The organism is Paraburkholderia megapolitana, from assembly GCF_007556815.1.
In the GTDB taxonomy this organism is placed as follows: domain Bacteria; phylum Pseudomonadota; class Gammaproteobacteria; order Burkholderiales; family Burkholderiaceae; genus Paraburkholderia; species Paraburkholderia megapolitana.
The window spans coordinates 1,721,737-1,746,052 of the sequence record NZ_CP041745.1; the positions used below are offsets into that span (position 1 = coordinate 1,721,737).

The 24,316-nt window shown below is 64.8% G+C and carries 16 protein-coding genes and 2 pseudogenes; 10 read left to right on the forward strand and 8 right to left on the reverse strand.

Annotated elements, in window-relative coordinates; all coding sequences use genetic code 11:
- Positions 1-51: 51 nt before the first annotated feature.
- A pseudogene (gene treA / locus FNZ07_RS21215) lies at positions 52-1,675 on the reverse strand (alpha,alpha-trehalase TreA).
- A 397-nt stretch (positions 1,676-2,072) separates the two neighbouring features.
- On the opposite strand from treA, the gene FNZ07_RS21220 reads away from it, so the two are divergent.
- On the forward strand, positions 2,073-2,270 hold the full coding sequence (locus FNZ07_RS21220) for a hypothetical protein (protein ID WP_091016037.1): 198 nt from the start codon (positions 2,073-2,075) through the stop codon (positions 2,268-2,270).
- A gap of 40 nt (positions 2,271-2,310) precedes the next feature.
- Here FNZ07_RS21220 and FNZ07_RS21225 read toward each other — a convergent pair.
- Positions 2,311-4,748 (reverse strand): annotated as a pseudogene (locus tag FNZ07_RS21225) (FUSC family protein).
- Between the two features lie 219 nt (positions 4,749-4,967).
- Here FNZ07_RS21225 and recC point away from each other — a divergent pair.
- The 4 genes from recC to arfB all read left to right on the forward strand — a co-directional run bounded on the left by recC (position 4,968) and on the right by arfB (position 14,839).
- On the forward strand, positions 4,968-8,423 hold the full coding sequence (recC, locus tag FNZ07_RS21230; RefSeq protein ID WP_091016041.1) for an exodeoxyribonuclease V subunit gamma: 3,456 nt from the start codon (positions 4,968-4,970) through the stop codon (positions 8,421-8,423).
- Positions 8,420-12,181 (forward strand): exodeoxyribonuclease V subunit beta, encoded by a 3,762-nt coding sequence (recB, locus tag FNZ07_RS21235; RefSeq protein WP_091016043.1) that lies wholly within the window; start codon positions 8,420-8,422, stop codon positions 12,179-12,181. The genes recC and recB overlap by 4 nt, the downstream gene beginning before the upstream one ends.
- On the forward strand, positions 12,178-14,346 hold the full coding sequence (locus FNZ07_RS21240) for an AAA family ATPase (protein WP_091016046.1): 2,169 nt from the start codon (positions 12,178-12,180) through the stop codon (positions 14,344-14,346). Before recB ends, FNZ07_RS21240 begins: the two co-directional genes overlap by 4 nt.
- 88 nt (positions 14,347-14,434) lie before the next feature.
- Positions 14,435-14,839 carry an alternative ribosome rescue aminoacyl-tRNA hydrolase ArfB gene (arfB, locus tag FNZ07_RS21245; protein ID WP_091016830.1) on the forward strand — a complete coding sequence of 135 codons (405 nt, stop codon included), beginning with the start codon at positions 14,435-14,437 and terminating at the stop codon, positions 14,837-14,839.
- A 59-nt stretch (positions 14,840-14,898) separates the two neighbouring features.
- Here arfB and FNZ07_RS21250 read toward each other — a convergent pair whose 3' ends face one another.
- Positions 14,899-16,179 carry an EAL domain-containing protein gene (locus FNZ07_RS21250; RefSeq protein ID WP_091016048.1) on the reverse strand — a complete coding sequence of 427 codons (1,281 nt, stop codon included), beginning with the start codon at positions 16,177-16,179 and terminating at the stop codon, positions 14,899-14,901.
- A 295-nt stretch (positions 16,180-16,474) separates the two neighbouring features.
- On the opposite strand from FNZ07_RS21250, the gene FNZ07_RS21255 reads away from it, so the two are divergent.
- A complete protein-coding gene (locus FNZ07_RS21255; RefSeq protein WP_091016833.1) occupies positions 16,475-16,765 on the forward strand; it encodes a putative quinol monooxygenase in 291 nt (96 codons plus the stop codon).
- Between the two features lie 77 nt (positions 16,766-16,842).
- Here the strand turns inward: FNZ07_RS21255 and FNZ07_RS21260 are convergent, their stop codons facing one another.
- The 3 genes from FNZ07_RS21260 to FNZ07_RS21270 form a co-directional block, all read right to left on the reverse strand.
- On the reverse strand, positions 16,843-17,100 hold the full coding sequence (locus tag FNZ07_RS21260) for a hypothetical protein (protein ID WP_007182306.1): 258 nt from the start codon (positions 17,098-17,100) through the stop codon (positions 16,843-16,845).
- A gap of 177 nt (positions 17,101-17,277) precedes the next feature.
- Positions 17,278-17,547: a hypothetical protein gene (locus FNZ07_RS21265; RefSeq protein ID WP_091016051.1), complete on the reverse strand. Its 270-nt coding sequence runs from the start codon at positions 17,545-17,547 to the stop codon at positions 17,278-17,280.
- A gap of 248 nt (positions 17,548-17,795) precedes the next feature.
- Positions 17,796-18,452 carry a YdcF family protein gene (locus FNZ07_RS21270; protein ID WP_091016054.1) on the reverse strand — a complete coding sequence of 219 codons (657 nt, stop codon included), beginning with the start codon at positions 18,450-18,452 and terminating at the stop codon, positions 17,796-17,798.
- A gap of 330 nt (positions 18,453-18,782) precedes the next feature.
- Here FNZ07_RS21270 and FNZ07_RS21275 point away from each other — a divergent pair, with 330 nt between their 5' ends.
- Positions 18,783-19,100 carry a hypothetical protein gene (locus FNZ07_RS21275; RefSeq protein WP_091016056.1) on the forward strand — a complete coding sequence of 106 codons (318 nt, stop codon included), beginning with the start codon at positions 18,783-18,785 and terminating at the stop codon, positions 19,098-19,100.
- 134 nt (positions 19,101-19,234) lie between these two features.
- On the opposite strand, the gene FNZ07_RS21280 is transcribed toward FNZ07_RS21275, so the two are convergent.
- Together FNZ07_RS21280 and FNZ07_RS21285 are read right to left on the reverse strand one after the other, a co-directional pair.
- On the reverse strand, positions 19,235-19,495 hold the full coding sequence (locus tag FNZ07_RS21280; RefSeq protein WP_091016058.1) for a hypothetical protein: 261 nt from the start codon (positions 19,493-19,495) through the stop codon (positions 19,235-19,237).
- 310 nt (positions 19,496-19,805) lie between these two features.
- Positions 19,806-20,207 (reverse strand): transposase, encoded by a 402-nt coding sequence (locus FNZ07_RS21285; RefSeq protein ID WP_091016060.1) that lies wholly within the window; start codon positions 20,205-20,207, stop codon positions 19,806-19,808.
- A 412-nt stretch (positions 20,208-20,619) separates the two neighbouring features.
- On the opposite strand from FNZ07_RS21285, the gene FNZ07_RS21290 reads away from it, so the two are divergent.
- From FNZ07_RS21290 to scpB, 3 genes are all read left to right on the forward strand, one after another.
- Complete coding sequence (locus tag FNZ07_RS21290; RefSeq protein ID WP_091016063.1) at positions 20,620-21,522, forward strand: LysR family transcriptional regulator; 903 nt, start codon at positions 20,620-20,622, stop codon at positions 21,520-21,522.
- Positions 21,523-21,628: 106 nt separating this feature from the next.
- Positions 21,629-22,828, forward strand: a complete 1,200-nt coding sequence (locus FNZ07_RS21295; RefSeq protein WP_091016066.1) for a pyridoxal phosphate-dependent aminotransferase — start codon at positions 21,629-21,631, stop codon at positions 22,826-22,828.
- A gap of 398 nt (positions 22,829-23,226) precedes the next feature.
- Positions 23,227-24,291, forward strand: a complete 1,065-nt coding sequence (gene scpB / locus FNZ07_RS21300) for an SMC-Scp complex subunit ScpB (RefSeq protein WP_091016069.1) — start codon at positions 23,227-23,229, stop codon at positions 24,289-24,291.
- Positions 24,292-24,316: the final 25 nt, after the last annotated feature.

The following is a 24,316-nucleotide window of genomic DNA, read 5'->3' on the forward strand; positions in this document are numbered from 1 at the left end:
ATCCTGCCGGACAGCGCCGATGCCCGAAGAGAGTGATTCGCCCCGCGCGCGTCAGCTTCCCGGGCTATACGCGTCGAGCAGCTTCAACGTCACGCCGTTGGTCCAGCCGAAGCCATCCTGCAACGGATACTCTCCGCCGCCTCCACCTCCGGTGCCTGCGCCTTCCACCACATACTTCTCGACGAGTTTTTGCTGCGAGGCGTACAGGCCCTGCACATCGGTGAGAAAGCGCGTGCCGATCTGCGTGGCGAGTGCGGTGTTCCCATAGCTCGTCAGACCGGTCAGCGCAATCCAGTGCAGCGGCGCCCAGCCGTTCGGCGCATCCCATTGCTGGGTCGTGTTATAGATCGACGTCGCGAGGCCGCCTGGCTGCAGCAGCACCGACTGCACGACCTGTGCGGTCTGCTGCGCACGCTGCGGCCATGCTGCACCCACGAACAGCGGATACAGCATTGCCGGTGTCTGGTTGTCGCGCGACTTCGCGAGCTGCCAGTCGTAGTCGCTGTAATAGCCCTTGGCGTTCCACAAGTAGAGGTTGATTGCGTCGGCGCGACGAATGGCGTTGCCGGTAAATTCGATCACACAGAGAAAATCGTGCGTGATGCTGCAGCCGTGCGCGATTGTCGTTTCGAGGTGGTACATCAGGCTGTTCAGATCGACCGGCACGATTGAGGTGGTTCGTACGGTGGCGAGCGTCGCGTTGTCGCCGAACCAGCGCGAGCTGAAATCCCAGCCGCTTTCCGCGGTGGCGCGCAGATCGCGGTACACGTCGGACGGCGCGCGGCCCAACGTCTGCTGAGCCTGTTGCGCAGTCTGCACGTCTTCCAGATACGACTCGTCGCGCGGCGTATCGAGCGCGTCCCAGTAGCGTTCAGCGGGCGCGGTTCGGCATCACGACGACATTGCCCGACGCGTTGCCGGGGCTCGTCGTGTGCTGCGCCTTGCATCCAGTAGGCGTATTCCTTGCGTAATTCCGGCAAATACTTCTGATAGACGCTATTGCCTTCCTTCTGGGCGGCAAGTTCGACCATGAACGAAAAGAACGGCGGCTGCGAACGGCTCAGGTAGTAAGTGCGGTTGCCGTTCGGAATGTGGCCATACGTGTCGATCATGTACGCGAAGTTGTCGAGCATGTCGTCGACCAGATCTTCATTGCCAGACTCCTGAAGCCCGAGCATCGTGAAATAGGTGTCCCAGTAGTAGCCCTCGCGAAAACGCCCGCCCGGTACGACATACGGCTTCGGCATCGGGATCAGCGAGCTGTAGTCCGGTGCGCTCGTCGTCGTGCGTGTAAGTGCGGGCCACAGCCAGTCGATATGCTCGCGCAGTGTCTGGTTGGGCGTGGCGTGACGCTCTGATCCGGCGGCGGTGTGAAGTACTGGTTGACGAATGCCAGCAGCGAAAAGCCCGGCTTGTTCTTCGCGGCTTCGTACGCGGCCACGATAGCGGTGGGCGTCGTGTTCGGGGTCGCATCGACGAAGGTCTTCTGGTCCGGGAAGATCTGCGCAGTCTGCACGGCGACGAACAGATCGCCATACAACTGATCGGGCGGTGCGGGCAATGCGCCGCCGACTTGCGTGTCGGCGGCACACACACCCGCGAAGCCCGCGCACCACGCAAGCGCCGCGAAAGTGACCGTGCGCCGTAACGCCGACAGATGAAATGCGGTGCGCATAGTACCGGGTGAACCGGGCTCAGCATCGCTTCGAATAGCAACAGGATGTTGGATATGCGACGGGACTCTCATGTCTTCTCCATGAGCCGGTCGAACCGGCGAGATGTTGAGCTTCCCCCCGTTTTTCAGCTCCAAGGGGCGAGGGCCATGCTGCCATATCTTCGATTCTGTGTGTGGCGAGCGTCGCTTTATGTGCTATGCATGGACGCGTTTTGTCATGCATCACATTGTGATGTGTTGTCGATTTGTTGTCGTGCGATCTAGATGGTTGTTTTCGCAACAACCGAAGCGCTCCTGCGACGTGGTGGCGCACCCCTGCGCACTGCAAGGCGGCCGCAAGGCAGGCGGGCGTAGAATGCCGGCTCTGTCATGACCAATCCGCGAACCGAGCTGTCTTATGAACGAACCGCGCAAGCCCAACCCGACTTTCCGTATCGCAATCTTTATCGTGGTCGTGGTGCTGCTGGTGCTCGCCACGCTGCTCTACAACGCGATCACTGAAAAGCGCGAGTACGAACGCGACAATCCCGAACCCGCGGCGGCGAGCGCTCCGGCTAATACGACAGCCGCTTCGGCCGCGGCCGCCTCGCAGTAAGCGAAGGGCGGCCGCAAACGTCGCCCGCCTGCCACGCAGGTTAGGCGTCCGGCAACCGGATCAGGCTCGCGTCTTTACGGATCTGAAACGACGCCGCGATCATCTGCTTGCATTGATGCGCGAGCAGCTTCAGTTCATGGACCGCATCTGCCGGACGATCCGGCGATTTCTCCGCATCGATCACCATCGCGTCGAGGTCGCGCGCCATCAGCTTCGCGGCGTCGCTCTGATCGGCGGGAGCGGCAGTGCCTGCTTCGGCGGCGCTCAGGTTGTCGCGCACGAGCGTCAGTGCGCGTTGCAGCGGTTGCTGTGAGACGCTGTCCTGCTGTTGCTGGGTCGAGGCGCGCAACAACGGAGCTGCCGCGGTGATCTGCGACGCGAGTACGTGACTGCGCACCAGCAGGTCGTTCAGCTCCGGTACGAACTTCTGCGCGGCCTTCGGTTCGAGCATCATGCGCTGGAACGCCTGGCCGAGATTGGCAAATGTCACGTGCATGTTCTTGCGGGCGAGGCGATAGCGATAGTCGCGATCGAGTGCGCTGGCTGCGGCGGCCGCGGCCGGTGTGGTCGGTGTCGCTGCACGCGCGGCGGGCGCGATGGCGGGTGTGATAACGGCGTCGCTCGCTGTGTCGGTAGCAGCGGCGGCAGAGGCACCGGCCGCTGCATCCGCTGTCGCAGCCGCGACCTCAGCATCGGCCATGGCCGCAGCCGGCGCACGCGCACCAGCTCTCGGTGACGGGGGACCGTTGCCGCCGCCGCAGGCTTGCCACTCCACCACCAGCTCGCTTCCAGATACTGCCGCGTCGCCGCGATCATGTCGTTGACGAGCTTGCCCATCAGCCGGTATTCCCAGTACGGGAACAGATGGCTCGCGGCGATCGCGAGCGCGCAGCCGATCACCGTATCGATTGCGCGTTCGCCGATTAGGCGCATGCTGCCCGGTGCGAGCAGGTGAAACAACAGCAGCACATACGACGACGTGAACACGACGCTCGCCGTGTAGTTGAACAGCAGCAGGCTGTAGCTCATCACCATCGATGCGAACATCACGATCAGCAGCAGATGCGGTTCCTTGACGAACATCATCAGCGCGATGCTGGCCGCGCAGCCGATCAGCGTACCGATGATCCGCTGGCTATTGCGCTGTCGCGTCAGCGAGTAGCCGGGCTTCAGGATGATGACAGTCGTCATCACGATCCAGTACGCGTTGGTGAGCGGCAGCAGCCGGCCCAGCCAGAACCCGACCGCCACCGCGATGGTCACGCGCAGCGCGTGACGAAAGCTCGGCGACGCCATGGTCAGGTTCGTGAAGATCTGCCGGAACGGCACGCGCCGGCTCGACACGAAGCGCGATAGCGCCTGGTCGATGCGCAGTTCGGTTTCGGTCGTCGCGCCCTCGTTGGAGACACTCTTGCGCATCCGGTCGATCAACCGCGTCGCGCTCCACACGCGCCGGAACGTCGACGATACCGCCTGGTACGCCTCGGGGTTCTTCGCCGGCACGTCGTGCTTGCGCATCAGCTCGATTTCGAACTCGATGGCGCGCAGTTCGGCCTTCACATTGATGCGGTTGCGCGGCGGCTGGTTCTGCAGCACGGCGAGACCGATGTCCTCGAGATCGGCGGCTGCCTTGCGGATCAGATCGCGATAGAACACCATCAGGTCCGAGCCGCCAAACGTATTGCGCACAAGCGGGTAGTCGGTATGCGCGCCGACGAACAGTTCGTGCAGGTCGACGGTATTGATGAAGAGATTGAAGAGCATCGCGCGGCGTGGGCCGAGCTGACCGCTCTTGAGCTTCGGCAGGCCACGCACCACGATGTCGCGCGCCGCGTCCTGGCGCTCCACCGCTGCGATCTGTTTGGTGACGAGATTGCGGTAGCACTCGTCGAGATCGTTGTCGAGATCATAGAAATCCGCGCGGGCGAGCAGGTAGTCCGCACACGCGAACACGCTCTCGGCAAGCGCCTGCTGTTCGATGCGGCGCGCCTGCCAGCTCGTCACGAGCGTCGACCAGTAGGTGTACCAGAGGCCGCCCACCAGAATCCACGCCGCGTTGACGAGTGCCTGCATCGGGGTGAAGCTTTCCTCGAGCGTCATCACCATCATGAACAGCGTGGCGAAGCTGATCTGCGGCCAGCGGTTGCCGTACACGACGATCAGCGACAGCACGAACGTCAGCGGCACGACGGTGCACCACAGCGCGACCACATTGACCGTTGCGAGGCCGGTGGCGAGCGCGGAGAGGAAGCCGATCACGCTGCACGCAAGCATCTCGTTGTGCTTGTACTTGAGCGGGCCGGGCATGTCGACCACACAGGCGCCGAGTGCGCCGGTCGCGATCGTGAAGCCGAGGTCGCGATTGTGGAAGACGATCAGGCAGAGCACGGCCGGCAACGAAATGCCCACCGCGATGCGCAAGCCACCGTAGAAGTACTGGCTGTAAAGAAACTTCTTGATTTCAATCGAATAGCGCATCGACTGCCGTGTCTCGTGCGGGGAAAAATCGTGCGTAAATGAAAGGCGCTGGCGCATGCAGCGCAGAACCCAAACGCCGTCGAGTCTAACTGATTTTGCAGGCTGTCTGACCTCGTTCGCGTGCAGCGGTTCTGCGGCGCCGGTGCCTTTGCTATGCTGTCGCTTCAGGACCGTTGTGGCTCGAGCATCCGCGCCGCGCGGTCCCTTTCCACAGGCTCCATGCTCCAGCTCTTCTATTCGAACCGGTACGAGACACTCGTGGCCGCCTTGCTCGCCGATATGGCGGAGACCGACGCCGCGTCCGACCCGTGGACGCCGCGGCCCGTCATCGTGCCGAGCGCCGCGGTGCGGCGCCGGCTCGAACTCGACATCGCGGCGCAGCGCGGCGTGTGCGCGAACGTCGACTTCCGCTATCTGGCGCAATGGTTGTGGGCGCAGATCGATGGTGTGATCCCGGTGCCGCCGCATTCGCCGTTCGCGCCGGACCGGCTCGTCTGGCGCTGCTACCGGCAACTCGGGCGGACCGCCGAAGCGCCGTCCCATGCTCCATGGAACGCCTCGCCTCGACTGCGCGCCTATCTGGAAGCCGCCGACCCGTCGATGCGCTACGAACTGTCGCAACGCGTCGCGACGGTGCTCGATCACTACCTGACCTACCGTCCGGAATGGCTGCTGCAATGGCAGAAGGGCGGCTCGATCTTTGCGGGCCCGGAGGCGGGCGAGACCGGTCCGCGACTGATCGGTGCGAGTGCCGCCGCCCGCGAGGACGAGCGCTGGCAGGCCGCGCTGTGGCGCGCGCTGCTTGCCGAAGTCGCCGACGAAATGGCAGACGGGCAGAAGCGCGAACCCGGTGGCCGCAAACACGCTGGCCACTCGCCGGCCGCGGCGACGCCGCCCGCTTACCGTTTTCTCGATGAAGTCGGCACGCTCGATCTCGACGCGATCTCGCGCGCGGGCTGGCCCGCCGCCGTCCATGTGTTCGCGTTGCCGACCATGCCGCCGTTGCATATCGAACTGCTGCGCGCGTTATCGCGCTGGGTCGATGTGCGGCTGTACGCGCTGAATCCGTGCCGCGAGTTCTGGTTCGATATCGTCAGCGAGCGGCGTGTCGAAGCGCTGGACGCGGCCGGGCAACTCGACTATCAGGAGGTCGGGCATCCGCTGCTCGCGGAGTGGGGGCGGCAGACCCAGGCGCAGTTGCACATGCTGCATGAGCTGACCGAGAGCGCCGCATCGAGCGAAGCGTCGTTGTATGTCGGGAACCCGGCGCCGACCTGGCTCGCGGCGGTGCAGAACGCGATCCTCGCGCTGGAGCCGGAATCCGGGGACTCAGCCGCGCCAGAAGCACACGGCATCGAAGTGCATGTCTGCCATAGCCTGTCGCGCCAGCTCGAGGTGTTGCACGACCGGTTGCTCGGCTGGTTCGACGAATTCGACGACCTGCAGCCGTCCGATGTGCTGGTCGCCTGTGCCGACCTAGCCACGGCCGGTCCGCTGATCGATGCAGTGTTCGGCACGGCGCCGGCAGGCAGTCATGAATCGTCGCTGCGGCGCATTCCGTATCGCATCACCGGTTTGCCGCCGACCCAGGCGAATCCGGTCGCGCGCGTGCTGCTCGACTGGCTGGCGCTGCCCGAGCGCAATGTGGGGGCGCCCGAACTGATTGAATGGTTGCGCGTGGATGCGGTGGCGGCGCGCTACGGCATCGATGCGGCCGCGCTCGAAACGGCGCAGGAATGGCTGGCGGCAGCAGGCGCGCGGCGCGGCCTCGCACCGGTTGAACCTACGGAGCCGGTCAACGCCGCGATACCGGTGGCGCGACATACGTTCGCGGACGCATTGACCCGCCTGTTCCTTGGCTACGCAATGCCGGACCACGGCGAACCCGTCGATGCATGGTTGCCTGTCGAAGGCGCGGGCGGTCCCGATGCGGAACTGCTCGGCCGGCTGGCGCGCTTCGTCGATCATCTCGACAGCTTCGCGCGCCGTTGCGCCACCGAGCAGACACCAGCCGAATGGACGCAATTGCTGCTCGACACGCTCGCACAATGCTTCGACACCGGCGTCGCGTTTGCGGACGCGCTCGCCGACGTGCGCGGCGCCATCGATGCAATTGGCGATGCGATGCAGAGCGGCGCGCTCGATGTGCCGCTGCCGGCGTCGGTGGTGCGCACGGCGCTTGCCGCCGCACTCGATGATCCCGCGCGCGGCGGCGTGCCGTGGGGCAGCGTGACGTTCTCGTCGCTGACGAGTCTGCGCGGGCTACCGTACCGGATCGTGTGTCTGCTCGGCATGGACGACGGCGTGCTGCCGAGCCTCGCGCGCGCGGACGAGTTCGATCTGATGGCGGCGTTCGGCAAACCAGGCGACCGGCAGCGCCGCGACGACGAGCGCAATCTGTTCCTCGATCTGCTGCTGGCCACGCGTGATCGTCTGCTGATCGCCTACACCGGCCGCAGCATCCGCGATAACGCGCCGCTGCCGCCGGCCGCGCTTGTCGATGAACTGCTCGATCATCTTGCGCGCGTATCGGCGGGAGAGGATGCGCTGCCGGCGCAACTCGACGCGGCACGCCGAACGTTTATCGTCGAGCATCCGCTGCAACCGTTCGCCGCCGATTACTTCGCGGTCCACGACGGGGATACGCCGCTCTTCACCTACGACCCCGAGCGCGCGGAACTGGCCGCGCTGCTGAGCGGTCCACCGCGCGCAGCAAACCAGCCGTTCTTCTCGGCACCGTTGCCTGCCGAACCCGCGGACCCGGTCCCGTTCGATACGTTTCAGCGCTTCTGGCGTCATCCCGCGCGCGCGTTGCTGCGCGACCGGCTTGGCATCGTGCTGACGGATACCCAGGGCGAACTGCTCGACATCGAACCGTTCGAACTCGATTACGCGGGCCGCGACGCGCTGGCCGACCGGCTGCTGCCGGCGCTGCTCGATGCCGGAACCGGCGACGCCGCGCTCGGACGCATCCGGCGCATTGCGCAGGCGAGCCCCGAACTACCGGGCGGTGCGACTGGCGAGGTCTGGCAGGCGCGCGAACTGGGCGCACTGCGTCAGCTCGCCGACAACGTGAGGCAAGCCGTAGCGGGCGGTGTCGATCGACTGCAGTTTGCACTCGATCTCGCGCCGCGTTGGCCCGACACAGAGGGCATCGAACTGTTCGGCCCCTATGACGACGAACTGCGTCAGACCGCCGAAGCGCCGTTGCAATTGCATGGCACGCTGAACCTGGTCACCGAAACCGGCCAGGTGATGTTCCGCTACGCAAAGCCGACCGCACGCGACTACCTGTCGGCCTGGCTCGCGCATCTCGTCTATTGCGCGGCGCAACCCGATGGTCCGCGCCGCACGGTCTGGCACGGCAGCGGCGACACCTTCGAATTCGCCCCGGTCGCCGCGCCGCTCGAACTGCTGGCGCCGCTCGCCGCGCTGTTCCGCGCGGGACGGTCGCTGCCGCTGCGCTTCTTTCCGAAGAGCGCGTGGGCCAAGGTCAACGAGAGCGACTCCGCGGCGCAGAACGCGTGGATCAGCGATCGCGTGCGCGGCGAGTCGGACGATCCGGCGCTGCGCATCGCGTGGCGCGGCACGCCGCTGACGCTCGACGAGCCGTTCGGTACGCTCGCGACGATCGTGTTTGCACCGCTGCGCGAGCATCTGCGGAGCCGGTCATGAGCGGCGCGATGTGGGCACAGGAACTCGATGTCTTCGGTTGTGCGCTCGATGGCGTGAACCAGATCGAGGCATCGGCGGGAACGGGCAAGACGTGGAATATCTGCGCGCTGTACGTGCGGTTGTTGCTCGAGAAGAACCTCAACGCCGATCAGATTCTCGTCGTCACGTTCACGAAAGCGGCCACCGCCGAGTTGCACGAGCGCATACGCGGGCGTCTCGCCGAACTGCATCGGGCACTCGAAACCGGTGACGACGGTGGCGATCCGTTCATCGCCGGGTTGTTCGATACGACGCTTGCGGCCGATGGCGGTATCGATCGTGTTGTGGCGACCGGTATCGTTCGGCGCGCGTTGCGCACGTTCGATCAGGCAGCGATTCATACGATCCACGCGTTCTGTCAGCGCGCGCTGCAGGAGGCACCGTTCGCGGCGGCAATGCCATTCGCGTTCGAGATGGAAGCCGACGACGCCGCGCTGCGCTTCGAACTCGCCGCGGATTTCTGGCGCGAGCAGGTGGAACCCGTTGCCGCCGATCATCCTGCGTTTGCAGCATGGCTCGTTGGTAAGCGGGCAGGGCCTGCGTCCCTCGACGAACAGCTTGCGCGGCGTCTAAAGAAGCCGCTGGCGCAATTGCGCTGGGGCGACCTGCGCGCGCAAGGCGAGCTTGGCGGCGACGGCGAGGGCACTGCGCATATCGCACCGATCGACCCGCAAGCCTGCTTTTCTGCCGCACATGAAATGTGGACCGCTGAACGCGATGCGATCGTCGCGCTGCTTGCGCAAACGCAGGACCGGCTCAAGCAGACGTCGCACAAACCGGATGCAATCGACGCAGCCGTCGCCGCGTGGACCGATTACTTCGCGCAAGACGACCATCACGCGCCACCACCCGGCGCAGCGTTGAAGCTGACAGCCTCGGCGCTAAAGAAAGCGACGAAGGTCAAATTCGAGCCGCCCGAACACGCCTTCTTCACGCTCGCCGACGATCTCGCAGCCGCCGTCGTCGCAGCCGAGATCGCCCAGCGCGCGCGCTGGCTAGACCTCGTGCAGACATGGCTCGAGTTTGCACCGACCGAACTCGCCGCGCGCAAGCGCACGCGCCGCGTCGTCTCGTTCGACGACCTGCTGTCGAATCTATATCGCGCGCTGGCGGCGCATCCGTGGCTCGCCGATGCGTTGCGCGCGCGCTATCCGGCCGCGCTGATCGACGAGTTCCAGGACACCGATCCGTTGCAGTTCGCGATCTTCAACCGGATCTTTGCGCCGGCCGGTCCGTTGTTTCTCGTCGGCGATCCGAAGCAGGCGATCTACAGTTTTCGGGCGGCTGACCTGCATACGTATCTGGCCGCGCGCGCCGAAGCTTCCGCGTGCTACACGCTGGCGGTCAACCAGCGCTCGACGGCGCCGATCGTCGAGGCGTGCAATCGCATCTTCGCTGCGAACCCGCAGGCGTTCGTGCTCGACGGGCTGACGTATCAGCAGGTGCGAGCGGGCGAGCGGCAACGCGATCCGTTCGTCGACGGAGACGCGCAAGCCGCTCACGGCGACGCGGTCGAAAGCACCGATGAAAGCCCGGACTTCCGCATCTGGACCCTGCCGCAAGGCGACGCCGCGCTAACGAAGCGCGAGGCGCAACGCGCCGCGAGCGAAGCATGCGCCGCGGAGATCGTGCGGCTGTTGCGCGGCGCTCGCGAACAGGCGGTGACGATCGGCGACGAGCCGCTCGCGCCGGGCAATATCGCGGTGCTCGTGCAGACGCATCGGCAGGGCAGTCAGATCAAGCGGGTGCTCGCGACATGGGGCGTCGGCAGTGTGGAGCTTGCGCAGGCATCGGTGTTCGCAACGCTCGACGCGGAGCAGATCGAACGCGTACTCGCCGCCGTCGATACACCCGGCGATCTGCGCCGTCTGCGCGCCGCGCTCGCCACCGACTGGCTCGGCCTCGACGCAGCCGCACTCTGGCAACTGGAGCAGGTGACCGATGCGCCATCGTTGTCCGGCAACACCCAGGAGCACGCCGCCGATGCGATGGGCTGGGTCGAACGGTTTTCACGCTATCGCACGTTGTGGCATGAGCGCGGTTTCGCCGTGATGTGGCGCACGTTGATGCGCGAACTTGGCATCGCGCAGCGTCTGGTCGCGGGGCCCGACGGCGAACGGCGTCTCACCGATGTGAATCATCTCGCCGAACTCGTGCAGGCGCGTGCCGCGTCGCAGCCCGGTATTGCGCCGACCTTGCGTTGGCTCGGCGCGCAACGCGAGCAAGGCGGCGGCGAAGAAGCGCAGTTGCGTCTCGAATCGGACCGCAATCTCGTGCAGATCGTGACCGTGCATAAATCGAAGGGACTCGAATACGCGGTGGTGTTCTGTCCGTTCCTGAACGATGGCGCATTGCGCGATCCGCCGTCGTCGGGTTTGCCCGATGCGCGCGAGTATCACGACGAGGACGGCGCAGCGGTACTGCACTACGGCTGCGACGATGAAGAAGCGGAACGGGCCGCGCGCTATGCCGTGCGCGAACAGGCGGCGGAGCGTGCGCGTCTCGTGTACGTCGCACTGACGCGTGCGGTGTATCGCTGCTATCTGGTCGCGGGGACCTATGTGTCGTCGCGTTCGACGAAAGAGTCGCGCCGCAGCGTGTTGAACTGGCTCGTCGCGGGGGCCGGCCATGCGTTCGACGACTGGCTCGCCGCGCCACCCGACGAAGCCGACCTGATGGCGCGCTGGCAGGCACTCGCGGGCGGACCGATTGCGCTCGCCGCACTGCCACTCGGGCAGCGGCGCGTGCCGCTCGAGAGCCGGCAGGACGATGGCCGGCGTATGCAGGCGCGCACCAGTCGGCGTGTGCTGCGCGACGCGTGGCGTCTCGCGAGTTTCAGCGCGCTGGTCGTAGCCGGCGCGCGGGCGGACGAAGCCTTCACACCGGCCGGCGATGCGCGGCCCGACCACGACGAGATTGCCGATCTGGTGGCGCAGCCCGCGTGGCCAGCGGCGCTCCTGTCGCAGGCAGCACCGCTCGCCGCCGACGATATCCTCGCGTTTCCGCGCGGCGCGGCGGCCGGCGAGTGTCTGCACCGGATGTTCGAACTGGCCGACTTCAGCGATCGCAGCAGGTGGCCCGAGGCGATCGTGCGCGCGTTGCGCGAACGCCCGGCGCCGGCCGCACCCGAACTCGCGAAGCGTCTGCCGACGATGATGCTGCGGCTGCTCGACGACGTCGTTGCGACCGAACTCGTGCCGGGCATGACGCTCGCGAAGTTGAACCCGGCGCGACGCATGAACGAACTCGAGTTTCTGTTTACAGCCAGCTCGCTCGATTTTTCGGCGCTGCGCAATCTGCTGACGACGCACGGCTATCCCGACGTGGCACTGGAACCCGGAGCGCTGCGCGGTTTCGTGAAAGGCTTCATCGACATGATCGTCGAACATGACGGAAAGTTCTGGATCGTCGACTGGAAATCGAATCATCTCGGCGACACACCCGCCGACTACACCGCAGTGCCGCTCGAGGCCGCAATGGCGGGCCACGCGTATCACCTGCAGGCGCTGCTCTATACGGTGGCGCTGCATCGCTATCTGAAGGCGCGGTTGCGCGACTATGCGTATGACGAACATATCGGCGGCTATCTGTATCTGTTCGTGCGCGGTGTGCGGCCTGGATGGTGCGACGGCAGTGCGCCAACCGGTGTCCACGCACGGCAACCGGACGAACGCCTCGTGATGGCGCTCGATGCGTTGATGGACGGGAGAGCGGCATGAGCGCGAGCGATACGTCGTTCCCCATGGCCGACTTCACGTTGCCCACACCCGTCGACTTCAGCACGGCGCTGGCCGACGGTTTCGCGCGACGCATTGCGACGCTGACGCGCCGCCTCGGCGCGACGCCGGCAAGCATGCGCTGGGCTGCGCGCGCCGCGTTTGCCGCGAGCCGCGCGACGGCCGAAGGTCATGTCTGCGTGCCGCTGTCGACGCTCGCCCATCGTTATGCCGCGCCGCTCGATCTGATTCATGCGGCGTTGTTCGATAGCGGTGTGGTCAGCGATGGGTCGCAGGACGCGTCGGCGTTGCGGCCGCTTGTCGTCGATGCGGAGGGGCGGCTGTATCTCGCACGGTATTACGACTACGAGCGCAGTCTTGCCCGTTTGCTGGTCGCGCATGCGCGAGCGGCGCGCAGCGCTGGGATTGCCGGCATCGATCCCGCGCTTCCGAGCGCATCGCCCGACGCGCACGCACTGCATGCGCGCTTGTCGCGCTACTTCGGGCCAGTGCTTGAAGAGGGCGTCGACTGGCAGCGCGTTGCGGTGGCGACGGCGCTATCGAGCGGGCTGACGATCGTCAGCGGCGGGCCGGGTACCGGCAAGACGACGACGGTCGTGGGTGTGCTCGCATGTCTGCTCGATATGCATGCCGATCTGCGCATCGCGCTCGCGGCACCGACGGGCAAGGCCGCGCAGCGCATGCAGGAAGCGCTGCTGGCACGCGCGGGCAGCTTGCCGCCCGAACTGGCCGCGCGCTTGCCGCAGACTTCGTACACGCTGCACCGTCTGCTTGGCGCGGGGCCGGGTGGACGCTTTCGGCATCATCGGGACAACCCGTTGCCGTACGACGTGGTGGTGGTCGACGAAGCATCGATGATCGACGTTGCGATGGCGGCGCATCTGCTCGATGCGATCGCACCGCACACGCGGCTCGTGATGCTCGGCGACAAGGACCAGCTTGCCGCGGTCGAGGCCGGTGCGGTGTTCGCCGAACTGAGTGCGCGACCGAGTTTCAGCGCGCTTGGGCTCGATGCGATTGCGGCGGCACTCGCCATCGATGTGGCGACGCTGACGGCCGCACTGCCGCGCGCCGACGATCGGCATCAGACAGAGGCTTCCAGCGAAGATGGCTGGGATGCACTGCCGCCGCCGGATGCCGATATACCGATGTGGCTCGGCGACGAAGCGGAGCCATGGTGGCCTGCGGAACACGAAGACCTCGATACCGTGCCCCTGCCAACCGACGATCTCACTTACTCCACAACCGGTAGCGAGAGCCTGTACACCCAGAAACCCGTCGATGCAGCACACGACCCGCTCGCCGATTGCGTCGTATGGCTCGAGCGCAATTACCGCTTTGGGTTGGAGTCGGCGATCGGGCGGTTGTCGCTGGCGATTCGCCGCGGCGCGACCCAGGCAGCATTCGACGTCCTGACCGCGGACACATCGCCACAGTCAGACCGCGCCGCGGTACTTCACGAGGACGCGGAGCCGGGCCTGAGCGAACGCACCGTCACGCGGCTCGCAACAGGTTTCGCGCCGTATTCGGCGGCACTGCGCAACGCGCTTGCCGAAGCGACCCCCGACCCGCTGCCGCTCTTCGACGCGCTAAACCGCTTTCGCATTCTGTGTGCGACGCGCAGCGGTCCGCGCGGCGTCGAACAGTTGAACGCGGCGATGGCGGCCCAGGTGCGCCGTTCGGCGCATGTGCCGCTCGCCGTCGGCGCGCAATGGTTCGCTGGCCGGCCGGTGATGGTCGCGCGTAACGACTACGCGCTGGGTCTGTTCAACGGCGACATCGGCGTGACCTTGCCGGGGCCGGGTGGCGCATTGCGCGTGTATTTCCGTTCCGGCGACGGCAGCGTGCGAGCGGTTTCGCCGGCCGCGTTGCCGCCGCACGATACGGCCTTCGCGCTGACCGTGCACAAGTCGCAGGGCTCCGAGTTCGAGCATGCGGTGCTAGTGTTGCCGTCGGCGTTCAGCAGGGTGTTGTCGCGTGAGCTGGTCTACACGGCGATCACGCGGGCGCGCGAACGCGTCGAGGTGATCGGTTCGCGTGCGGTGCTGGCGCAGGCCATCGCGACGCCGACCCGGCGCGATTCGGGGTTGGCTGCACGCATTGCCGCTACCGTCGATGAAGCCGGTTCTACGCAAGCGAACCGGTAACCATGACGTCCTGCGCCGGACGCAACCGGTGCGCAGACACGGCAATAATGCCGTCGTACACTTGCGTCTCGCCGTTTATCATCGTGCCATGACTTCCCGCTATCCGATCCCGCCACACGAAATCGAACTGACCGCCGTGCGTGCACAAGGCGCGGGCGGGCAGAACGTCAACAAGGTATCGAGCGCGATTCATCTGCGTTTCGATGTGCGCGCGTCGTCGTTGCCCGACGTGCTGAAGATGCGCCTGCTCGCGTTGTCCGATCACCGGCTCACACGCGACGGCGTGGTCGTTATCAAGGCGCAGGAGCATCGCACGCAGGAGATGAATCGCGCGGCCGCGCTGGCGCGGCTCGATCAACTGATCGAAAGCGTGAGCGTGACGCGCAAAGGGCGCATCGCGACCCGTCCGACGCGCGCGTCGAATCTGCGGCGGCTCGACACGAAGACGAAGCGCGGCGAGGTGAAGGCGGGGCGCTCGCGGATTGACGACTGAGGCGTTTTGCTGGACCAGGTTTTCTTCTGCGCGAAGCACCGGCCGACAACGGCGCGGCGTCAGAGCACCGAAGTACCGACGAGCGCGGTCGCCGGCGTGAAGTCGACGCAAAACACATTGAGCTCGCCGTCCCGTTCGACCGCGACCGCCGCGGTGTAGCAATCCTGGCCGTCGGTGAGCGAGCGATGCGGGCCCATCATGGCTACACGCCCCGGCGCGGCCAGCGCGTGCTTGAAATAGGTACGCCGCGACCAGTTGCTGTATGTATCGGGAAATAGTGGAGCAAGGCGCGCCGGGGGGTGTGCGGCGTCGTGCGGGGTAATCGACGGCAGCATCTGGTGGCCGAGCGCATTCGTTACGAACACACGGCGCGCTTCCGGGAAAGTGAAGACTTTTTGCGCGGCCATCGCTAGATCGCCGCTTGCCGCATACATCTCCGCACCGGCCAGCACCGTTTCAGCGAGCCCCTCGAAGCTCACGCGCTGATGGCGCGCATGCGTGTGCTCGTATTCGGAGAACTTGCTCCACATCGATTCGATCAGCCCAGGCGCCTGCGCGCTCGCCGCGCGTACCGAGGCCTCCGGCTGGCCGAGCCAGAAGCCCTGCACGAAATCGACGTCGGCCTGCATGAGGATCATCAGTTCTTCGTCGGTCTCGACGCCTTCGGCGAGCACCATCGTCCCCAGTTGATGAAGCATCGAGATCAGATGGCTGATCATCGAGTTGTCGCCGTCGCGTTTGCCCGCGCGTGCGATCAGCGAGCGGTCGAGCTTGACGATGTCGGGACGAAAGCGCCAGACGCGATCGAAGTTCGAGAAGCCGGTGCCGAAGTCGTCGATGGCGATCAGGAAGTCGCGCGGTTCCTCTGCGGCCAGCATGCTGGCGACTGCGGCTTCGTCATCGGCCGGTTGCTCCAGCACCTCGATGACGATGCGTTCCTGCGGCAGCCCGAAATGCGCAGACAGTTCGTCGATGAAGACGCGCTGCGGCCAGCTGGTTTCGAACACCTGCGGCCGCGTGTTGAGAAAGAGCCACGCATCGTCGATGCCCTGCTCGACGAAATTCGCCACATGCATGCAACGCGCCAGACGATCGAGCTTGCGCGCATCGTCCGGCGAGCGGGTCGCGGCGAACAGCGCTTCGGGTGGGACCGGTGTGCCGTGGTGGTCGTGCGCGCGCAGCAGCGCCTCATAGCCGACGATGCGCCGGTGCGTGACTGACAACACCGGCTGAAACACGCTTTGCAGCGCGACGGCGCACCATGTGGCGCCCCAGCCGGCGTCGCTGCGCACCAGGTGGGGCAGCAGGTCGGGAAGCGTGCGGTCGTCGACGGTTGGCATGGCAACGGAACTCACAGGCCGCGGACCACGGACACACGCGGTCGATACCCGCGGAAGCGCCGCTGAACCAGGACGGTTGCCGGAGCAGGAGGCCCGAAGGCGAGGGAAATATTGCCAGCCAAGCTGAGACTCCGGCAGGTGGGTCGTAAATTAGTCTAGCAGTTCGTATGCTGCGTGAATGTACGGGTAATCACAGACGTAGCTGATTGTCAGGTACGGCGATCGGGGCGTGTGCGCGTGCGAGCGCGTCTGTGCGGCGAGCGGTATTCTGCTGCTTTTCATCGAGGAGGAACACATGTCGGAAATTGCAGTGGTGGCGATCTCTATCGCGAAACCTGGCGACGAAGAGAAACTGCGCGAAGCGGTGGAAGGGATCGTCGAACCGACGCGCAAAGAGCGCGGCGCGCTTCAGTACGATCTGCATCGCGATGTGAAGGAGCCGCGCCGGTTCGTTTTCTTCGAACGATGGGAAAGCGAAGAGGCGCTCGCCGCGCACGCGAAGTCGGCGCATATCGCGGCCTACAAGCAGGCATCCGCCGACTGGATCGAGCACGCGGAGATTCGCGTGCTGACGAAGATCAAATAGGCTGACGCCGTCGCATTCGCACGCCGGTATTCAACGAATCAGGACGCGCTCGCGGACACCGGCGCCACACGCAAGAGTCAGTGCGTCGCCTGTGGGACATCGAGAATCAGGATGATGGTCCAGTCCGCGTCGCCGTCGTGATGGTATTGCCGCTCGGCAACGATAAACGGCTGCTGCTTGCCGTCCGGGCCGAGGAACAATACGTCGCCTTCCATCGGCAGGCATTCGACCGGCGGCAGCGCGAGGAACGCTTCCTGGCCGCCACGCGGCATGAGTTTTTCGATCTTCCGCGATGCGGCTTCGGTCCATTCGATGTCCAGCTGGATGTTGCTCATTCTGTCCTCCGCACCTGGGTGCGCACGGGTTGGGGTGGATGGGTGCGCGACTTTAGCATACCGGCGCGACGCGTCCCGCCAGAAATCCCGGCAAGAAAAAAGCCGAAACCAGTGTGACCGGTTTCGGCTTTTTTCGCGCTGGCGGCGCGATCCGAAGATGCGCGCTACACGAATCGATTACTGGCTTGCGGCATCGGCCGGCGCAGCTTTCTCTTTCACGGCCTTCTTGTGATGGTGCGTCATCGGCTTGTGATGCTTTTCCTTTTCCATCGACATACCTTCCATCGATTGCTGCTGATGCGCCTGCAAGTCTTGCGCACGTTGCTCGACGTCGGCAGCCTTGGCCGGATCGGTGCTCACCGTGACGCCTTCACTGTCCGTCTGCGCATATGCAGCGCCCGACATCGCAGCAAGGGAGACCAGGATAGCCAGGGACACTTTCTTCATCGTTACCTCCGCAGGAGTGGTTAATGGACCCAAGGATGCCTGTCCAACCGGAAAGACACGTCATTCTAGCCAGCAATATCCGCTCCAACAGACGATTCGTAACAGAATTCACAGACCGTTACATCTAGTTACATTCATCTTGCGCCTGTAACGACCGGCGATACCGGGTACCGGAGCCGCCGAATGATGCAAAATGAATCGCTGGTCGGTACAAAATGTATCGCAGGACTAAGCAAATTAACGCCATCTCAAAACCAGCCGATTTCGCGATAGACATGAAACTGTGCAATCCCGATCAGTTCATGCAGCGCGATCTCCGCGTTCACCAGATTGTCGTAGCGTGGCAGCACGCCGAGGTTCGCGTGACGGGCGTTCGATATCGCGGGCTGCGGTGTCAGGCCGAAGCGTCGAAAGTCGAGCAGGGCGCGTGGTATCTGGTAGGCGGACGTGACGAGAATCAGCGCGCTGTAATCCGCGCGTTTCACAATGTCCGTGACGAAGCGTGCGTTCTCATAGGTCGTGCGGCTGCGGTTTTCGAGCACGATGTCGGCGCGCGGTACCTGATCGCGCAGCAGCCACGGCAGGTACGTGTCGGCTTCCGATGCCGTGTGCCGTTGCGGATTGCCGCCGCTGACGATCACTGTGCAGCGGCGCGTCGCGACCTGTTTGCACTGTCGGTAGAGCGCGGCGCTCGTTACGATGCGCAGAAGCGCATCGTGCTTCGGTACCAGCGTGCCCTGGTTATCGTATTCGGTGCCGCTGCCGAGCATGATGATCGCCGTATCTGGCGAGAAATTTGCAGTGCCAGTGGCGGGAATATCGGCTTGTGCCCAGGCGAGCAACGGGGCGGTCAACCAGCCTGCGGCGAGCAGCCAGAACAGCAAGATTCCCGCCACGGCGAGCATGATCCGCTGTCGTCGCCTTAGCACGATTGCAGCAAAAAAAAGCGCCAATAAAGTGAATAGAATCAATTTAAATGGGGTAACGTATGGTTTTCAGGGCAAATCCACGCTCTTGCCATCGCACCGGAACGGTTGCATCGTCGGCACGTGGAGAGGACGCTAACATGTCGTTCATACGGGGATCCTGAAGAGTCGGCAGCACCTGGCGCGAGACGGCGCCGTCGAACGTCGCAAGACGACTGTTCGCAATGGCTCCGCGCTGGCGCCTTAACGGCGGCGCGTTGCGGTATCGCGCAAAACTGAGTCATGGCTGCACTTTAAGAAAGAAGTGAGATGACCACGCATTCCAACGAAACGGTACTTGAAGCGTTGCGTCGGGCGCAATACCGTCAGGTCCCGTGGGCCAGACGTCCCGGCGTTTTCGAATATCTGCGTTCGCTCGGCCTGATGGAAACGGTCCGGCAGCGTACGGTGGCACCAGCCCCCGGTTTTCATGCGCCGGTCGACATAGCCGTGCTGACCGAGCGAGGGCGGGCCGAGTTCGCACGGCTCGCACGCGACGAGCGATCCATGACCTGGGACACCCTGCGCATGAACGACTACGTCGTTGCGAGCGAAGTACGTGCCGCCGATCTGGAAGCGCGCCTCTAGGGCCAGCCAAAAAAAAGCCCGTATCGCGAAGATACGGGCTTACCGGATTACTACTGCCACGCTGTGCTTATGGCGTTAATGAGACTGGCGTGCGCGCAGGTGGTTCCCGGCTTTGCTCCAGTAATCTCTCGTCCCTACTGCCGCGGCAGCGTATTGTTGCGCACATTATGCGCAGGCGGGTCCGGCCGCGTGTGAGCATTGCTCGCGATATCGCCGCGCAGATCCCCGCGCGGTACCGGCGGTGTAAATCCCTTCTGCTGCTGTCCGCCTGACCGTTGAGCGGCCAGCGCGCGTCCGTCCTTTGCGCCCCAGCCCGAAGGTCGTTCCTGTGCTGCGGCGATGGCGACAATGGATGAAACCACAATGCCGCACAGAAGCAGGGACATTGGTTTCATATCGGCTCCCGTCAAGCCAGACGACCTGGGTGTATTGACATACGTCTACGGTATGCCCGGGAGCGAAAGCGCGGTGTAAATAATAGTAAAAGGATGTTTCGTCAGCGGCTGAAGAAGCGTCCGCGTGTGGATCGCGGTCGCGCCGACGGAAACACATCGCGTACCAGTGCGATGAATGACGGACGTGTGGCCGTCTGCAGAATATCGCGTAACACAACACGCGATGCGGCTGCTACGTGGTCAACCCGGGCCAACGCAGCGCAGATACGCATCGGGCGCCCGAAGGCGCCCGATAGCGGAGCAATCTGCGTCAGGCCATCTTGACCGGCGCGCGCCAGGATTCCGGATTGGTCCAGAATGCACCGCGCAGGCGATCGCGGCTCGGCGGTGCCGGCGGCTTCGCTGCCGTGGCGCCGATGCGCCCACGCAGCGAAACTTCGCGGCCGCTCGTGCCGAGTCGTTTGACTATTTCGGTGAGCGTGCCGTCGGCCTGCCACTCGTCGAAGCGGCGACGGCAAGTCGGCGGCGACGGGTAGCGACCGGGAAGCTTGGACCAGCCTTCACCCGTCGACAGCACCCACAGCACCGCGTTGACTACCGCCCGAGCTTCCACGCGAGGACGTCCGCGCCGTTCGCTCCGTGCGGGTTCCGCACAGAACAGCGCTTCGACCAGCGCCCACTCGTTGTCTCGTAAATCGTCGAACAGCATCATGTTTCACCTCAGCGAAGCTAACTCCGGTGCGCTGCCCCGCGCCGCGCACTCTTGATGCACCCGTCAAACGAGTGCCAGGCGGGGTCGGGCTTGCCACGGCGGTTGGTATGCAATCGAACCGAAGATGGTGCCGACCCTGTGGCACACCTCAATGCAGGAAGTGTGCCACTCTGCTGCCAACCCCCTCAAAGCCCTCTAGCGTCAGGCCAGCGCAGGCGCTAGCCAGGGGCGTATAAGAATCCAAAAAACCCATCCCGCAAATCAGGACAATCACCAATCTTGTGCAATTAGTCCCGCCTGGCGTGCGTTTGCGCCTTATTGCCGCACCTATGAGGCCATGCGGAAACCAATACTGTGTCGCGAAAGAAACAATACAATGTGCATCAAATGACTAGATTGATGAGAGCGCTAAATGAATGTGACGCTGCGCCAGTTGCGTGTGTTTATCGAAGTGTCGCGGCTACAGAGCTTCAGCCGCGCCGGTGACGAAATCGGTTTGACGCAATCAGCGGTGAGTCGCTGCGTGCGGGAGCTGGAGACGGAAATCGGCCTGAAGCTGATCGACCGGACGACCCGTGAGGTCCAACTGACGGACGTCGGCGCGAATCTCGTCGCGAGTGTGTCGCGCCTTTTGACCGACCTCGACGACACGTTGCGCGAGATTCGCGAGATCGGCGAGCAGCGTCGCGGGCGGGTGGTCGTGGCGGCGAGCCCGACGATCGCCTGCCGTCTTATGCCGCAGATCGTGGCCGGTTGCGGCCAGCAGTTTCCGTTCATCACGCTCGGCCTGCGCGACGACGTGCAAAGCGACGTGATTCGCAAGGTGAAGTCCGGCGAGGTCGATTTCGGCGTGGTGATCGGCCCGTTCACGACCGACGACCTGCTGAGCGAGCCGCTGATGACCGACTCCTTTTGCGTCGTTTGCCGCGCGGATCACCGGCTTGCGGCACAACCGCAGGTGGCGTGGACGGATCTGGAAGGAGAGCGGCTCGTGATGCTGGATTACGCGTCCGGCAGCCGGCCGATCATCGATGCTGCGATGGATGAGCATGGCGTAAGCGCGACCGTCGTGCAAGAGCTCGGCCATTCGGCGACGGTGTTCGGGCTGGTCGAAGCGGGTGTGGGAATCAGCGTGCTGCCGTGGCTCGCGCTGCCGCTGCCTGCGGAGGTATCGCTGGTCGCCCGCCCGCTCGTGCCGCGCGCCGAGCGTACCGTCGAGCTGGTGCGGCGGCGCGACCGGTCGCTGTCGCCAGCGGCCGAGGCGGTGTGGGGGCTGATCCGCCAGTCGCCCGCGCGCGCCGAGGACCTGCGCTGAGCGGGCGCGCTGTACCCGTTGATGTACAGCCGCGAGCGTTCTCGTAGCAACGCATGCCACGTTAAACTCGGACATGCGCATTTCCCCCACGACACCGGATGTATCGATGAGCGAATCAGACCTGCCGAAGCCCCTTTTATCGAATGCACGTGACGCGGTGCGCGCGTTGCGCCCCTCCCAGATTCGCGAAGTCGCGAACGCCGGTTTCGGTATCGCCGACGTGCTGCCGTTCTGGTTCGGCGAGTCGGACCGAGTGACGCCGCAATTCATCCGCGATGCGGCCAGCAATGCGCTCGCCACGGGCGCGACGTTCTACACGCATAACCTCGGCATCGCGCCGCTGCGCGAGGCGCTCGCCGGATACGTGAGCTCGCTGCACGGCCCGACCACGGTCGACAACATCGCGGTGACGAGCGCCGGCGTCAACGCGCTGATGCTGGCCGCACAGCTCGTGGTCGGCGCGGGCGACCGGGTCGTCGCGGTGACGCCGCTGTGGCCGAATCTTGTGGAAATTCCGAAGATCCTCGGTGCCCACGTCGAGACTGTGGCGCTCGGTTATGGTGCGCAGGGCTGGACACTCGATCTCGACCGGCTGCTGGCGGCGCTAACGCCCCAGACGAAGCTCCTGATGCTGAATTCCCCGAACAACCCGACCGGCTGGGTGATGAGTCGCGACCAGCAACGCACGGTTCTCGAGCATTGCCGGCGGCACGGCATCTGGATCGTCGCCGACGAGGTCTACGAGCGGCTCTATTACGCCGATCCGGCGGCGCGCACTGCGCCGTCCTTCCTCGATCTCGCGGCGCGTGACGAACACGTGATCTGTGTCAACTCGTTCTCGAAGGCCTGGCTGATGACCGGCTGGCGACTCGGCTGGATCGTCGCGCCTGCCGCATTGATGGACGATCTGGCGAAGCTCGTCGAGTACAACACGTCGTGCGCGCCGGCGTTCGTGCAGCAAGCGGGTATCGCCGCCGTGCAGCAGGGCGAGGGCTTCGCGCAGGAACTGGCCGGCGAACTGCGCGGTGCGCGCGATCATCTTGTGCAGGCGCTCGGTGCGCTGCCGGGCGTCGACGTGAAGGCGCCGCCGGGGGCGATGTACGTGTTCTTTTCGCTGCCTGGCGCGGCGCGCAGTCTTGAGCTGTGCAAGGCGCTGGTGCGTGAAGTCGGCCTCGGTCTCGCACCGGGTAGCGCGTTCGGCCCGGAGGGCGAGGGCTTTGTTCGCTGGTGCTACGCATGCGATCCGCATCGGCTGGACGCCGGCGTCGAGCGGCTGCAGCGCTTTCTGAGCCAGCACGGCGGGTAGGCGGACAGCGGCTCTCGGGCCCGGTGCGCGTGCCTTCGGCGCGGCTGTATGGCTGCTGCGGGGGCTCTGCCGGGCCATCGCGAAGCCATGTGTGGGTTTCTCCCCCGGGCTGTCGTCGCAGGCGTGCGCTGGGTTTTCGTCGGGTTTTCGTCTTTACGCACTGTCTGTTTTTGCGTAAGATGGCGCTCAGTCACGCGATTCCCTCTCGGGACATCGCTGCTCCGTCCGGCTGGGTCTGGCTCGGGTCTGTTTGGATGACCTGATTCGCCGCCCCCCGGTGCGTGCTCCCATCAATATGACCGATCAGAATCGGGCGAGCGCGTCTTCAGTTCCATATCGTCTGTTTCGTCTGGTTGATCCGGTTCTTTGAGCCTAACCATAAGGTCTGATCTGGCTGCATGAATACCCAAGAGGCGAAGATCGTCCTCGAGACTGCCTTGATCTGTGCGCAGGAGCCGCTGAAGCTCGCCGACTTGCGCAAGCTCTTTGCCGACGGCGTGTCGGCAGATACGGTTCGAACGTTGCTCGAAGACCTGAAACAGGAGTGGTCGGGGCGCGGTGTTGAACTGGTGGGCCTTGCGTCCGGCTGGCGTTTCCAGAGCAAGCCGGCAATGCGTTCGTATCTGGATCGTCTGCATCCCGAGAAGCCGCCGAAATATTCGCGCGCGGTGCTCGAGACGCTGGCGATCGTCGCTTACAGGCAACCGGTGACGCGCGGAGATATCGAAGAAATTCGCGGTGTGACGGTGAATACGCAGGTCGTCAAGCAACTCGAGGATCGCGGCTGGATCGAGGTGATCGGTCATCGCGATGTGCCGGGACGCCCGGCGCTGTATGCGACCACGCGGCAATTTCTCGACGACCTCGGTCTGAAGGCGCTCGACGAATTACCGCCGCTGGACGATCCGTCGGCGCAATTGAATATCGACTTGCTGGCCCAGCATTCAATCGAATTCGCCGACGGCGAAGTTCCGGCGACAGCCGGTTCCGCGGGCGAAGCCGAAGTGGCTGTGGCAACGGGGCTTGAAGAGGCCGGCGAGCATGCACCGCTCGACGCTGCCGATATCAGCGTCGAGACGCCGCCCAATGCTGAAGCTGCTGAAGCCGCACTCGAGCACGAGCCTGCCGCTGCGGCGCACGACGCAAACATTGAATCGCCGGCCGAACCGCGGGACGACGCATCGACGTCTGCAAGCGAGTCCGAATCGGCATCCGCACATCCGGTCGATACCGGCGCTGCCGCAGCGGAAACCGCCGGCACTGCAAGCGACAGTAGCAACACCAGCGAGGCAGAAGCCGATCCGGCTCCGCCCGCAACCGGCTCGACCGCGCTTTCCGAAGCGGAGCACGCGGACCAGGCGGACACGAGCGATGTGGCGCATGACGATCCTGAGGATCGCCGGGCTGCCGCTCACGACGACGGCGTATTGACCGACGACGAGGCTGCCTCGCGCAGCGCCTGACGTAACCGAACTTTTTTGCCGCGCC

Excerpts from the sequence above, each read along its gene's own strand:
- FNZ07_RS21220 (WP_091016037.1), top strand. The coding sequence starts at position 2,073 with ATGAACGAACCGCGCAAGCCCAACCCGACTTTCCGTATCGCAATCTTT.
- recC (WP_091016041.1), top strand. The coding sequence starts at position 4,968 with ATGCTCCAGCTCTTCTATTCGAACCGGTACGAGACACTCGTGGCCGCC.
- recB (WP_091016043.1), top strand. The coding sequence starts at position 8,420 with ATGAGCGGCGCGATGTGGGCACAGGAACTCGATGTCTTCGGTTGTGCG.
- FNZ07_RS21240 (WP_091016046.1), top strand. The coding sequence starts at position 12,178 with ATGAGCGCGAGCGATACGTCGTTCCCCATGGCCGACTTCACGTTGCCC.
- arfB (WP_091016830.1), top strand. The coding sequence starts at position 14,435 with ATGACTTCCCGCTATCCGATCCCGCCACACGAAATCGAACTGACCGCC.
- FNZ07_RS21250 (WP_091016048.1), bottom strand. The coding sequence starts at position 16,179 with ATGCCAACCGTCGACGACCGCACGCTTCCCGACCTGCTGCCCCACCTG.
- FNZ07_RS21255 (WP_091016833.1), top strand. The coding sequence starts at position 16,475 with ATGTCGGAAATTGCAGTGGTGGCGATCTCTATCGCGAAACCTGGCGAC.
- FNZ07_RS21260 (WP_007182306.1), bottom strand. The coding sequence starts at position 17,100 with ATGAGCAACATCCAGCTGGACATCGAATGGACCGAAGCCGCATCGCGG.
- FNZ07_RS21265 (WP_091016051.1), bottom strand. The coding sequence starts at position 17,547 with ATGAAGAAAGTGTCCCTGGCTATCCTGGTCTCCCTTGCTGCGATGTCG.
- FNZ07_RS21270 (WP_091016054.1), bottom strand. The coding sequence starts at position 18,452 with ATGCTCGCCGTGGCGGGAATCTTGCTGTTCTGGCTGCTCGCCGCAGGC.
- FNZ07_RS21275 (WP_091016056.1), top strand. The coding sequence starts at position 18,783 with ATGACCACGCATTCCAACGAAACGGTACTTGAAGCGTTGCGTCGGGCG.
- FNZ07_RS21280 (WP_091016058.1), bottom strand. The coding sequence starts at position 19,495 with ATGAAACCAATGTCCCTGCTTCTGTGCGGCATTGTGGTTTCATCCATT.
- FNZ07_RS21285 (WP_091016060.1), bottom strand. The coding sequence starts at position 20,207 with ATGATGCTGTTCGACGATTTACGAGACAACGAGTGGGCGCTGGTCGAA.
- FNZ07_RS21290 (WP_091016063.1), top strand. The coding sequence starts at position 20,620 with ATGAATGTGACGCTGCGCCAGTTGCGTGTGTTTATCGAAGTGTCGCGG.
- FNZ07_RS21295 (WP_091016066.1), top strand. The coding sequence starts at position 21,629 with ATGAGCGAATCAGACCTGCCGAAGCCCCTTTTATCGAATGCACGTGAC.
- scpB (WP_091016069.1), top strand. The coding sequence starts at position 23,227 with ATGAATACCCAAGAGGCGAAGATCGTCCTCGAGACTGCCTTGATCTGT.